General features: G+C 62.1%; 13 protein-coding genes. 10 read left to right on the forward strand and 3 right to left on the reverse strand.

The features are described 5' to 3' along the window. Positions 1 to 22: 22 nt before the first annotated feature. Positions 23 to 517 carry a septal ring lytic transglycosylase RlpA family protein gene (locus tag ACVJ19_RS16365; RefSeq protein ID WP_453950083.1) on the forward strand — a complete coding sequence of 165 codons (495 nt, stop codon included), beginning with the start codon at positions 23 to 25 and terminating at the stop codon, positions 515 to 517. Between the two features lie 82 nt (positions 518 to 599). On the opposite strand, the gene ACVJ19_RS16370 is transcribed toward ACVJ19_RS16365, so the two are convergent. Further along, on the reverse strand, positions 600 to 761 hold the full coding sequence (locus tag ACVJ19_RS16370; protein WP_453950084.1) for a hypothetical protein: 162 nt from the start codon (positions 759 to 761) through the stop codon (positions 600 to 602). A 499-nt stretch (positions 762 to 1260) separates the two neighbouring features. Between ACVJ19_RS16370 and ACVJ19_RS16375 the strand changes: the two genes are divergently transcribed. From ACVJ19_RS16375 to ACVJ19_RS16390, 4 genes are all read left to right on the forward strand, one after another. Further along, the gene (locus ACVJ19_RS16375; protein WP_453950085.1) at positions 1261 to 1989 is read left to right on the forward strand and encodes a hypothetical protein; all 729 of its coding nucleotides are present in this window, start codon (positions 1261 to 1263) and stop codon (positions 1987 to 1989) included. A gap of 45 nt (positions 1990 to 2034) precedes the next feature. Continuing rightward, complete coding sequence (locus tag ACVJ19_RS16380; RefSeq protein WP_453950086.1) at positions 2035 to 2691, forward strand: YybH family protein; 657 nt, start codon at positions 2035 to 2037, stop codon at positions 2689 to 2691. 92 nt (positions 2692 to 2783) lie between these two features. Next, complete coding sequence (locus ACVJ19_RS16385; RefSeq protein ID WP_453950087.1) at positions 2784 to 3566, forward strand: helix-turn-helix transcriptional regulator; 783 nt, start codon at positions 2784 to 2786, stop codon at positions 3564 to 3566. A gap of 453 nt (positions 3567 to 4019) precedes the next feature. Continuing rightward, the gene (locus ACVJ19_RS16390; RefSeq protein WP_453950088.1) at positions 4020 to 4436 is read left to right on the forward strand and encodes a hypothetical protein; all 417 of its coding nucleotides are present in this window, start codon (positions 4020 to 4022) and stop codon (positions 4434 to 4436) included. 605 nt (positions 4437 to 5041) lie between these two features. Here the strand turns inward: ACVJ19_RS16390 and ACVJ19_RS16395 are convergent. Then, a complete protein-coding gene (locus ACVJ19_RS16395; RefSeq protein ID WP_453950090.1) occupies positions 5042 to 6154 on the reverse strand; it encodes a helix-turn-helix transcriptional regulator in 1113 nt (370 codons plus the stop codon). 316 nt (positions 6155 to 6470) lie between these two features. Here ACVJ19_RS16395 and ACVJ19_RS16400 point away from each other — a divergent pair, with 316 nt between their 5' ends. The 3 genes from ACVJ19_RS16400 (at position 6471) to ACVJ19_RS16410 (ending at position 9652) form a co-directional block, all read left to right on the forward strand. Next, positions 6471 to 6656, forward strand: coding sequence for a hypothetical protein (locus ACVJ19_RS16400; RefSeq protein WP_453950091.1), 186 nt, complete (start codon positions 6471 to 6473; stop codon positions 6654 to 6656). A 593-nt stretch (positions 6657 to 7249) separates the two neighbouring features. Next, a complete protein-coding gene (locus tag ACVJ19_RS16405) occupies positions 7250 to 8257 on the forward strand; it encodes an ABC transporter substrate-binding protein (RefSeq protein WP_453950092.1) in 1008 nt (335 codons plus the stop codon). A gap of 228 nt (positions 8258 to 8485) precedes the next feature. After that, positions 8486 to 9652: a cytochrome P450 gene (locus ACVJ19_RS16410; RefSeq protein WP_453950093.1), complete on the forward strand. Its 1167-nt coding sequence runs from the start codon at positions 8486 to 8488 to the stop codon at positions 9650 to 9652. A 67-nt stretch (positions 9653 to 9719) separates the two neighbouring features. Here ACVJ19_RS16410 and ACVJ19_RS16415 read toward each other — a convergent pair whose 3' ends face one another. Further along, entirely contained in the window at positions 9720 to 9899 is a 180-nt protein-coding gene (locus tag ACVJ19_RS16415) for a hypothetical protein (protein WP_453950094.1), read from the reverse strand. Positions 9900 to 10022: 123 nt separating this feature from the next. On the opposite strand from ACVJ19_RS16415, the gene ACVJ19_RS16420 reads away from it, so the two are divergent. Further along, entirely contained in the window at positions 10023 to 10973 is a 951-nt protein-coding gene (locus tag ACVJ19_RS16420; RefSeq protein WP_453950095.1) for a sulfonate ABC transporter substrate-binding protein, read from the forward strand. A 38-nt stretch (positions 10974 to 11011) separates the two neighbouring features. Then, positions 11012 to 11965 carry a sulfonate ABC transporter substrate-binding protein gene (locus tag ACVJ19_RS16425; protein ID WP_453950096.1) on the forward strand — a complete coding sequence of 318 codons (954 nt, stop codon included), beginning with the start codon at positions 11012 to 11014 and terminating at the stop codon, positions 11963 to 11965.

The raw sequence follows: 11965 nt of genomic DNA on the forward strand, positions 1-11965 counted from the left end.
GATCTAAAAAATCACAGGAGTTATGATGTTGTTCCGCTCGAGCGCCGCGCTTTGCGGCGCCCTGGTTGCGCTTGCCGTTTCTGTCACTGTTGCTCGAAGTGAAACGCGTGGGGGTCACGCAAAAGCCGTCGTCGATGCCGCCTCCGGGGAGGCGGTCGTTGGCGCTGCATCCACGTACAATCCGTTCAAGCCCGGCAAGGAGGAGGGCGGTCCGAAGACAGCCTCCGGTGAGCGCTATGATCCCTCCGACTGGGCGGCTGCGATCAAGACGACCTTGCGTCGGAAATTCGGTGGGGTGCTATTTGGTGCGAGGCCGAAATTTGCACTCGTCGAGGCCGTCGGCAAGAAGGTGATCGTCAAGATCAATGACGTGGGACCACTCCGGCCCGGCCGCATCATCGACTTCAACGAGCGCACGATGCGCCATTTCGATCCGAGCCTGGAGCGCGGAGTCATCAAGGACGTGAAAGTCAGCCCGCTTGCAGGGGACGATTGGACGCTGGGGCCGGTGGGCTGAACATCCTGCGCGGAAGAGGTGGTGTAAGTCTCGGACGAATTGTTTGCTCGGACAATCGCATCACGGTCTGACGCGGTCGCCTCTAGCTCCTGCCGTACTGGTCTTGATCGTAGGACTGCAGGATCCGGACAAAATCAGCCATGCTGGATCGATCCCGGTTTTCGGCAAAAGCCGCAACCTCGGTATGGGATGTGGACTGGCTCCCTTGCCAGAACCGCATGAGGAGATCGGCGATGTTTCTCATGGCGTACTCTCTGCAGTCAGCCGTGGCAGTCCGCCTGATCGAGAAAGACCGGCGGGCGTTACGCCGCCGACCTTGCTCGGCAACTGCCGGTCCGCGAGACCGGTTCCGTTGCTTTTCACTCTGGATCTATTGGTAGCATCAGGCACTCGGTTGGCGCCATTGCGCACGGGTATGAAGGGGACATACCTAGGTAGGCTGGACTGGTGAATTGGAATCAGTCGACCAGCTGTCGGCTTCCGTTGATGGCTCGCAGCCCACCAGCCAACTGCCGCAGATGGTCGACCAGACGTTCGCTTTGGGTCACAAGCGATCTTCGACAAGAAGCGAGCAAGGAAGATGCATCGCGTTGCCACCGGGGCGCTACTGGGCGGGCTTTGCACCCACGGTTCCTCGCGCCTCGCGCACAATGAATCCATGGCTCCGCCAGATTTGGGCCGCATGGCGGCCCATCTCGCCGAGAAGGGTCATACCGGTGGGGGCTCAATACCGGGAGTTTTCGATGTCCGGTTATTTGCGGCATTGCCAGGCGAGTTTAGTTCTTGTTGGGGTTCTGGTAGCGACACCCGCGTTCTCCAGCCCTTTTGCCGACCTTTTCAATAACGCTGCGCGCGAGCCGGCGGCGACCGCTCCGGCGCAGGCGGAATGCTTGTCGCGGCCCGGTAACTCGGCCGGAGCGGACCAGCACTGGGTCTATCGGCGAGATCAGGGCCGCAAATGCTGGTTCCTGGCCGAGCGTATCACCACGGTGAAAAAGCCGGCTCATCGTCGTGTGGCCCATCGCCGCGCCAATCCTGACGAGAACGAAACTGCGCCGCCCAGGCGGCGGATCTCGGTAGTTGATGCGCGCGCCGAGTTGGAGCGCTCCACACCGGCAGAGGGCGTCGAGCCGGCGCCGCCTCCACGCGAGGTCAAGGTCGCTGATGCCGCTTTCTTTGTCGGTACGAGCGCGACGCCCTTGACGCCGGCCGCGCCCGTTACCCCTCTTCCAGCCGGCCAGCCCACGCCCGAGAACGCCGTGCCGACCCAAGTAGATGTGCAGAAGCTTGCAGCGCCCGCAATCGACGCGGCCTCTGGCCAGGTGCCACCGGTGAGCATCCGCGTTGCGGAGACGGCCGACGAGGGGGGCTGGATGGCAACCTGGGTGGGCTTGCTGCTGATGGCCTTAGGTATTGGCTCTGTCTTAAGCTCGAGCCGCGTGCTGCGCGATACCGTGCTGTTGCGCCATTGAGCGCCTCGCGGCCCGGCTCTTGGCTCTCGGCTCTTGGGCGGACACTTGTCACCAGAGCTGGCGGGCCTCTTCTCTCGGAGCAAAGCGTTTTGCGGTCCTGCAGCATTGCTCGCCGGTCATCTCGTTTGCCGCATCCTGCATCTCGTCAATATTGCTTACGGTAATCCTCCGGAGTTGCTGTTTCGTCAAACGCGGTCTGGGATGCGGCATTCAACGCATCCCCTGTGGAGCATCGGCCGCGCTGCATTCGAGTCGTCGATTGAGTTGGAGATGATTATGCGCAACATCGGGTTGGTGATTGTATTCGTGATCGCGCTGGCGGCTCCGGCATTGGCTCAGAAGCCCGAGATTGAAGCGATCAATGCCAAATTTGTTGAATTGTTCAACAAGGGCGATTTCTCTGGCATTGCGTCGCTCTATAGCGCCGATGCGATCGTGCTGCCGCCCGGTTCTTCGATGGTGCAGGGTCGAGCAGCCATCGAGGGAATGTGGAAAAGCATGGCGGAGCAGGTCGGCGATCCCAAGCTCGCGACTGTTGACGTGAAGGCGCTTGGCCCTTTGGCGGCGCGCGAGATCGGCACGTTTGCTCTGAAGACCAAAGCGCCGACGCCGCAGGAAGTGACCGGGAAGTACGTCGTTGTTTGGGAAAAGGTCGGAAATGACTGGAAGCTCACCACCGACATATGGAACGAGGGCAAGTAGGCCGCTCGTAGGCGGACTTGAGGCCGCTCCGACTTCCGTCGATATCCCGTTGCTGCTATCCTTTCGCAAAACTACGTTGTGCGGAGGAAGCGATGCGGTCCCACGGGACAGGCTCAGGCTTGGCGGCGGGTGACGTCACGTCCGCGGTGCTCGCCATCGGCCGCTCCGATTTCCCGAAAATCCTGATCGACACGCTGCGCCGGCAGGCGGACGTCGGCCATTGCATGGCGTTCGCGCTGAGCCGGGGCGGTGCGGCGCGCTGCCTGCTCGATGCCGGCAACATCCCGATCGGCGGCGATCTCGGCGCGGCCTATGCCGGCCAGTTTCACCAATCCGATCCCAACCGCGATGCGCTGTTCGAGGGCGAGGGCGGTGCGCCGATCATGCTGCCGGCGTTCGCGCCGCGCATGTACGGCGCGCGCTACCGAAAAATCTTCTTCCAGGATTCCGGCATCGTCGACAAATGCGCGACCGCGATCTGGACCGGCGACACCTGCTTCTATGTCAACTTCTATCGCATCGCCGCGCAGGGCCGCTTCAGCGCCGCGCAGCGTGAACGGCTCGAGGCGATCGCCCCGGCGATCGCAGCAAGCGTCGCCCGTCATTTTCAGGAGACGGCAGCGCCAGATCAGTCCCTCGCTGCCCTGTTCGCCACCCGCGCGCCGCTTGCCGCTCTCACCCCGCGCGAGCGGGAGGTCTGCTGCCGCATCCTCGAAGGCTTCAGCTCCGAGGCGATTTCGCAGGCGCTCGGCATCAGCCTGCATTCGACGCTGACCTACCGCAAGCGCGCCTATGAGCGGCTCGGCATCTCCTCGCAGAGCGAATTGTTCGCAATCGTGCTGGGCTTGCTGGCCGGGTCCGGCCGCCAGAACTAAGGGGGACTCCAAGTCCGCGATCTCTGTTTCCATCCAATTTTAGCGTTTGGTTGAATCTGTAGTTGAAACATTTTGGCGTATCATCCGATGCAATTTGCGGCGAGCAGGACTGACCGAGGACTAGAACATGCCAGACTGGCTCCTTGCACCTATCTGCCTGGTCGTCCTATTGGGGTTCATTGGCTATGCCTGTTACCAGGGCATGCGAGTCTCGCCGGATCGAAACAATACGAACTTTGGACCCAGCCAGAATGACGGTTGGTCGGGCGGCTCTGACGGTCATTCCGGAAATTAGCCGCCAAACGTCAGGCTAACCCGACGATTGCCTCTCAACAGCTGCTGCGATCCTTTCCAGGGCGGCGTTTGTCTGGATTAGGTCGGAAGCCACCGTTGACTTGCGTCTGGAACGTTCGCGCGTGACCCCTTAGCAGAAATTAACGTTGCGCGACCAACATGCTCAACATGCATTCCGAATGGCTTCGTCAACTGCCCTATTTGGTTCACACCAACAGAGAGCTCGGCCTGATGCTTCGGGGCGCCAAGCCTCTCGCATATTTCATGGATATCGTTGGCCAAGAGCCGGACATCTATATTCGGTATTGGCGCATGTTCGACAGGCACGTCGCCGAAGGCCGCTTGACGAAACGCGAGCTGATCGAGCCATGTCCTGGGTCGCCGCAGCTCGAACGTCGGATGCTGTTCTACACATTGCCCGGTAACGAGTGGCGGATTGACGCCATGCTTGCGCTGCTGAACGAACCGGGAGCTTGGTCCGATGATCGCGAACGGCGCTTTGGCGAATTGCTTGGTTACGAGACCTGGCAGATCGACCATTGGCTAACACATGGTCGCTTGCTGGCGGACGCTTAGGCTGCTGTCCCTATCGCCAGGGACGGACTCAAGGCCGGCCTCCCGGAATGGCGGGGCTATCGCAGATGGCTTCTTGGTGACGACCAGAGCAAGCGCCCCGTCCTTCGAGACGACCGCTCAGCGGTCTCCTCAGGATGAGGCTAAGCAGCATTTGCCCCGTTGAAATTGCCGCCGCGCACTCCGCCCTCATCCTGAGGGCCCGCCATCGGCGGGCGTCTCGAAGGATCGGCTGCGGCCGAGCTATCCGCCACCTAGCGCCCGCTAGACGGAAAGTCGCGACCGATAGGGCGCGGTTAGCAGCAGCATGAAAAGCGCCCTTTCGGCTTGGTACTTTGCGGCAGGTCGACTGGATTCCCGGCCCTGCATCACGACCGCGCCCTGGACGGTGCAGACGCTCCAGGCCCATGTCCTTCGCCTGCGCTGTGCCAGGGTCACCTCGAAAATCGGAAACTCCGGTCTCGCCATCCCCGCCGCTTCTCGCCAGACACCCAACTCAGACGGAGTTGAACCCGGCGGACTGGCTTGTGTCTTCACCCATTTGGGTGAAGAGGAGCTTGCTCATGCCTATGCCAGGGCGAATCCGGTCTGGCTGGATAAGTCTGGCTTCAATCCTTGAGGGGCAGTTTGGGGATAGCACCGAAAAGCGCCGCTGCGCTCTTCTGGTTCCGCGTTCCCGTCTTGGCAAGGACTGCCTTGATCTGCGTGCGGATCGTTTCACGACTTAGCCCGTGATGCGCCGCGATGTCGCCGATCGTCTGTCCTTGCGCGATTCCGCGCGCAACGCGCGCCTCGCTGGGGGTGAGATCGAACAGGCCGCGAATGAGCGCCAGGCTCGGCGCCTGGGAGGCGGTGACTGGCGTCGCGATCAGGAGACCAACCGCCCCATCGAACAGATCCCGTGCTTCACCTGGCATCGGAACGAGATGAAGGACCACCCGGTCAAGATCGCTTGTGCGACGCGCGGCGAAGGAGCACACGGCTTTGTCCGGCGAATCCAGTTGAGCCAGGCCGGCGCGCAGCAGGGTATCGGCCGCGCGGTCTCTGATGGCGATCCGGTCCTTCGGCAACCACTGCAGAACGTCCGTCATGCCTTCGATCAAGGCGTTCGCTGCCAGAACCCGTCCGGAGCGCGCAATCGCGAGGGCCGGCAAGCCGACAAGCGACAACGCCTCGGTCGCCGCCCGCATCCGGGTGAGACGCCAGCGCGTCGACAGCAGAGCTGCCCGCGCGAGATGGGGGCGAAACCGGTCGAGAAAATCGAGATCCTGCCGCGAAAAAGCGGGGCGGCCGGCCAATCTTTCCATATGGAAAACGATGATCTCACCGGAAGGGCTACGGACCGCGGTCGCGCAAGCGTGCTCGAAGCCCCACTTCTTGTTCCATTCCACCCGATATGGATCACGCTCCCATTCTTCCAGCGAAAACACATCCTGCTCGCTGACGAAGCCGGGGTGATCGAGTGCCAGGAGCCTGGGGGTCGTCTCCGTACGACTGGAGATGCCGTCGCGTAGGAACGCCGAGAATGCCTCACGGATCGACGGCGACGTCACGACACCATTCCAGACGCCAGCCCACTGATCGGAGTCCGAGGTGATCATGACCATTCCATGCGCACCTGCGGCATGAGCGATGTCTTCCAGGACGTCCGGCCAGAGCTCCGGGACAGTCGCGGCCTCATGGATGCGATCCACAATCTGCTCGAAATCGATGCCCGTCATTGCTGCGCTGGACCCATCAGATTCGACCGATCTTTTCAGACGCGCGGCGTGCATTTCCGTATGAGCCTTCGTGCTTCGCCGTCCAAGCCCCTTGATACCAATCCCCTTCAGCGGAACTCAATTGCTACTTTTTCCCGGGCGGGTCCGGATGGACGCATAGCAGAAATCATGTCCATATTTCAACTATTTGAGGGGTCTGAGGTTATTCCGGTACGGGTGATCGCCGGGCTCCAGCCGGCCGTTGGCGGGGCGTTTCGTGTCTGCTCCGCCGAATAGGAGTAGAGTGTCCCAGGGGTCACATCCGAGGAGCAACAACATGACCCTACTTCCTGAGCTGGTTCCCGCTGGGATCGACCGGCATGTCTTCGCGATCATGACCAACACGATGCCGCCCCGAGATCCTGATGACGACGAAGAAGATGAGGAGGACGAGGACGAGCAAGACGATGAAGAGAACCAAACCGACGAACCGGCGGTCGTGCGCGAGCCGGACGAGGACTAAGCAGGACGCTTGGACATAGTCTGAGCTTCGGTGAGTGCGATCCCCAGCCTGCGTGCAGCGCGCTGGTCCGCCCGGCGGCTTTCACGGTCGGTCTGATTCCGAGAGCAGCGGGCAGACGTTGAATGGACCACGGTTCTCGGCGCAGCCACCTATCGGCGTTCGCGGGTAGAGGAGGTGAGCATGACTCTCATATGGCTTGGAGTGCTGCTTGTTTTCGGCGGCGTATTCCAAATGGCGTTTCAGCCCATTTGGCGAGGCCGATTCAGCGGTGGGAAGTGGCTTCGCTCCGGGCGTGACACGCTGGAGCCTGAAAGGCCCGGTAGCGGCTTCGGCGTCAAATCGAACTGGCCTGGACTTGTGATGGTCGCGCTTGGCGGCGCTTTCTTGCTGGCCGGAGCTGCCGTCTGAGTTGAAAGCAGACAAAGGCTTGGGAAGATACAGGATGGCCGAATCCGTCGAGCTGGGCCAGGCACTGACGGGAGCGCAAAGACGTTCGTGGGGGACCGATATGCTTTGATGCATGGGGACGTATCGCCGCTTGGACCTGCGCCAAAAATTGCTTACGCTCGGGTCGGAAGCATCGGGGATTGGCGATGCAGCGACGGGAGTTCATCACGCTTGTGAGCGGTGCGGCAGCGACCTGGCCGCTCGCGGGGCGGGCGCAGCAGGCGCGGCGGCAACACCGCATTGCGTTGGTTCATTCGGGTATCCCTGCCGATCAGCTGACCGAGACTGCTGGTCCCTTCTGGGTGAGCCGGTTTTATCAAACGCTGCGTGGGCTCGGTTATGCCGAAGGAAGCAATCTTGTCGTCCAGCGTTATTCAGCGGAGGGGCGCTCGCAACACTTTACTTCTCTCGCTGCTGCCGTCGTTGGCAGCGGCCCGCAGGTGATCGTTGTAAATCTTAACGAACTGATCCAAGCGTTCGCCGCGGCCACGACAACGATACCGATTGTCGCGATCATGGGAGACCCGATCGCGACAGGATTGGTTGCAAACCTCGCGCATCCCGGAGGCAACCTGACGGGTGTCAGCGTCGATGCAGGCTACGAAATCGTCGCGAAGCGCCTGCAAATCCTGAAGGAGGCGATGCCCTCGGCCGCTAAGGTCGCTTACCTGACATCGTCGCGTACCCTGATGGATACTCCCCTGGGATTGTCGCTTCAGAAGGCAGGGCAGGCCCTGGGCGTCGTGCTGAGCTGGAAGTTCTTTCTGGAGGTGAATGATGAGCAACTCCGACGTACCTTTGCCGAGTTGGCGTCACAGCGGTTCGACGCTGCCATGGTTGATGCGAGCGGCAGCTTTTTGGCACGACGCGTCTCGATCACCGAACTAGCCGGGAAATTTCATCTTCCGATGATTTATCCCTTTCGCGACTATACGGATTCGGGTGGGGTGATCAGCTATGCGCCGGATCTCGGTGAGCTTGCCGAACGACTTGCCGTTGATGTCCACCAGATTCTCAACGGGACCAGGCCGGGCGACATCCCAATCTACCGGCCCAACAAATTCCAACTGGTCATCAATCTGAAGGCCGCCAACGCCCTGAGCCTCGAAATGCCCCCGACGCTGCTCGCCCGCGCCGACGAGGTCATCGAATGAGGAAGCCATTTGCTGCGATGCAAGGGGCTGAAAATGGCCCTTGACGAACATTCGCCTAAGCGTCGTCAACATCCGCCGTTGTGGGCAATGCGGACGTCGCTATCTCACCCGCGCGTACTTCGGTCTTGAAGGTACGCCCCGAGGCCGCTTGTCCCAATCGATGGGGACAGACGGCGGCACCTGAAAGGCGCTAGCCTTGGTATCGAGGAGACAACAAGGGAGCGAGACTTGAGCACCGCGCCGCGCATCGACATCGACCCTGATACATTCTGGGCCGACCCCTATCCGATGCTCGCGACAATGCGCAAGGAGGCGCCAATCGCCTTCGTGCCGCAGCTCGGCTCGACGCTGCTGACGAGCCGCGACGACATCTCGATCTCCGAGAAGCAGATCGACGTGTTCTCCTCGCACCAGCCGGCCGGCCTGATGAACCGGCTGATGGGCCACAACATGATGCGCAAGGATGGCGAGGCGCATCAGGTCGAGCGGCGCGCGATGTTTCCGACGATTTCGCCGAAGACCGTCAAGGCGCATTGGACCGCGCTGTTCCAGGCCCATGCCGATCGCATCCTCGATGCGATCGAGCTGGGGCGGATCGACTTCATGCGCGATTTCGCGCTGCCGTTCTCCGGCGAATGCCTGAAGTCGATCACCGGCCTCACCAATATCGGCTTCGAGGATATGGACGCGTGGTCGCAGGGCATGATCGAGGGCATCGCCAACTACGCCGGCGATCCCGCGGTCGAGGCGCGCTGCCACGCCGCGACATCAGGCATCGACGCCGCGATCGACGACATTTTGCCGGTGATGCGCAAGCACCCGGACCAGAGCATTCTCGGCGTGCTCCTTAGCTCGGGCATGCCGATGGAGAGCGTCCGCGCGAATGTAAAACTCGCGATATCGGGCGGCCAGAACGAGCCGCGCAAGGCGATCGCCGGCACGGTGTGGGCGCTGCTCACCCATCCCGAGCAGCTCGATCTGGTCCTGCGCGGTGAAGTGTCCTGGCTGCAGGCCTTCGAGGAATATGCCCGCTGGATCTCGCCGATCGGCATGTCGCCGCGACGCATCGCCAAGCCCTGGACCATTCGCGATGTATCGTTCGAGCTCGACGAGCGCGTGTTCCTGATGTTCGGCTCCGCCAACCGCGACGAGAAACACTTTGAGCACGCCGACCAGTTCGACGTGCAGCGTGATACGTCGAAGAGCGTCGCCTTCGGCGCCGGCCCGCATTTCTGCGCCGGCGCCTGGGCCTCACGCGCCATGATCGCCGAGGTCGCGCTGCCGACCGTATTCGCGCGTGCGGGTCGCATCGAGATCACCGATGACGAGCCGGTGCGAATTGGAGGCTGGGCGTTCCGAGGACTGCAGAATTTGCCGGTGCGATGGCTGCATTAGGCTGGCGGGGGACCGCCGATTCCGAACGCCGCGATGATGCCATCATGCCCCTGTTTTGCCCGACGAGTCAAACGAACTTCGGATAATACGTAGGTCGTTGTTTTTGCACGCCCCGGCTACTGTGCATGGGGTTGTTTTCGCCGTTTTTTGTTCCGGCCGTGACTTTTGAGACCAAACGCGCCGTCTTCACATCCGCGTGCAGAAAAATTCCATCTTCATTCGCTCCGCCGCTTGAAAGATTAATCATGCGCTGCGCCACACGCGCAGTGCTCGCATCGCTATTTTTCCGCGTGTCTCGACAGCTTTCCTAACCCGCACCATCATTCCCAAAACCTGAATGATGACGGCCGCACGCGGCCGGGAGCTTGGAATGCTGCGTCGTAACTTTCTGAAACTGTCCGCTGGAACCGCAGTTGCGGCTGCGTTCGCCTCGCGCGCCAACGCGCAAGGCGCGGTGAAGGAAATTCGTATCGGCTACCAGAAGACCGGCGTGCTGGTCATCACGCGCCAGCAGGCCGTCCTGGAAAAACATTTCACGCCGCAAGGCATCGAGGTGAAATGGATCGAGTTCTCCTCGGGCCCCCCGATGATGGAGGCGATGAATGTCGGCAGCGTCGATTTCGGCGCGGTCGGCGATTCCCCGCCGGTGTTCGCGCAGGCGGCCGGAGCGGCGATCGTCTATGCCGCGGGCCAGCCCATCACCAACGGTCAGGGCATCCTGGTGCCGAAGGATTCGCCGATCCGCACCATCGCCGACCTGAAGGGCAAGCGCATCGGCTTCACCAAGGGCTCCAGCGCGCACAACGTCGTGGTGCAGGCGCTGGAGAAGGCGGGCCTCACCTATGCCGACATCACGCCGGTCTACCTGACCCCGCCCGACGCCGGCCCGGCCTTTGCCAATGGCAGCATCGAGGCCTGGGCGATCTGGGATCCGTATTTCGCGATCGGCGAGACCAAGCAGAACGGCCGCATCCTGATCAATTCGCGTGAAGTCACCAAGACCAATTCCTTCTATATCGCCAATCGCGAGTTCGCGAAGAACCATGGCGCCATCCTGCAACAGATCGTCGATGTGACGACCGCGGCCGGCAAATGGGCCGAGCAGCACCGCGACGAGGTCGCCAGATCGCTCGCCGCGATCACCGGCGTCCCGCTGGACATCCAGACCGTCGCTGCCAATCGCGCGAACTTCGTGGTCGGTCCCGTCACCGACGACATCGTCGTGACCCAGCAGGGCGTCGCCGACCGCTTCTACAAGCTCGGCCTGATCCCCAAGCCGATCGTCATTCGCGACATCGTCTGGCGCAACCCCGCAGCCTGATCGTGCCGACCGATCTTCCCACCCAAAAGGGTTTGAACATGAAGCGCATCGTCCAACGCGTGATCGCGGCCATCGTGCTGTCGATCGGCATCGTCGCCGCCGCGGTCGGCACCTCCTACGGTCAGGACAAGGTGGTCCGTATCGGCTACCAGAAATACGGCAAGCTGGTGCTGCTCAAGAGCAAGGGCACGCTGGAGCCGAAGCTCGCCGCCGACGGCTACAAGGTGGTGTGGACCGAATTCCCCTCCGGCCCGCCGCTGCTCGAAGCGCTCAATGTCGGCGCGATCGATTTCGGCAACACCGGCGAAGCCCCGCCGATCTTCGCGCAGGCCGCGGGCGCGCCGATCCAGTATGTCGCCTACGAGCCGCCGGCGCCGAAGGGCGAGGCGATCCTGGTGCCGAAGGACAGCCCGCTGAAATCGGTCACTGAGCTCAAGGGCAAGAAGGTCGCGCTGAACAAGGGCTCCAACGTCCACTATCTCCTGGTCAAGGCGCTGGAGAAGGCCGGCGTCAAATATTCGGAGATCGAGCCGGTGTTCCTCGCCCCGGCCGACGCGCGCGCCGCCTTCGAGCGCGGCGCGGTCGATGCCTGGGTGATCTGGGATCCGTTCCAGGCGGCGGCGGAAGCCGCCACCGGCGCGCGCACGCTGGCCGATGGCACGGGCATCGTCGCCAACTACCAGTTCTACTTCTCCTCCAAGAAATTCCTCGACGCCAACCCGAAGATCGTGGACGCCGTGCTCGCGGAGCTCAGCACGGTCGACGACTGGGCCAAGGGCGACATCCATGCAGTCGCCGAGCAACTGGCGCCGGCGATCGGCCTGTCCGTCCCCGTGGTCGAGGTGGCCTTGAAGCGGCAGTCCTACGGCATCAAGCCGATCACCGATGCCGTCATCGCCGACCAGCAACAGGTGGCCGACGCATTCTTCGCGCTGGGCCTGATCCCCAAATCCATCAAGATTTCCGACGTGGCCCGGAAGTCAGGATCGTGA

This window comes from Bradyrhizobium sp. USDA 376 (genome assembly GCF_054063675.1).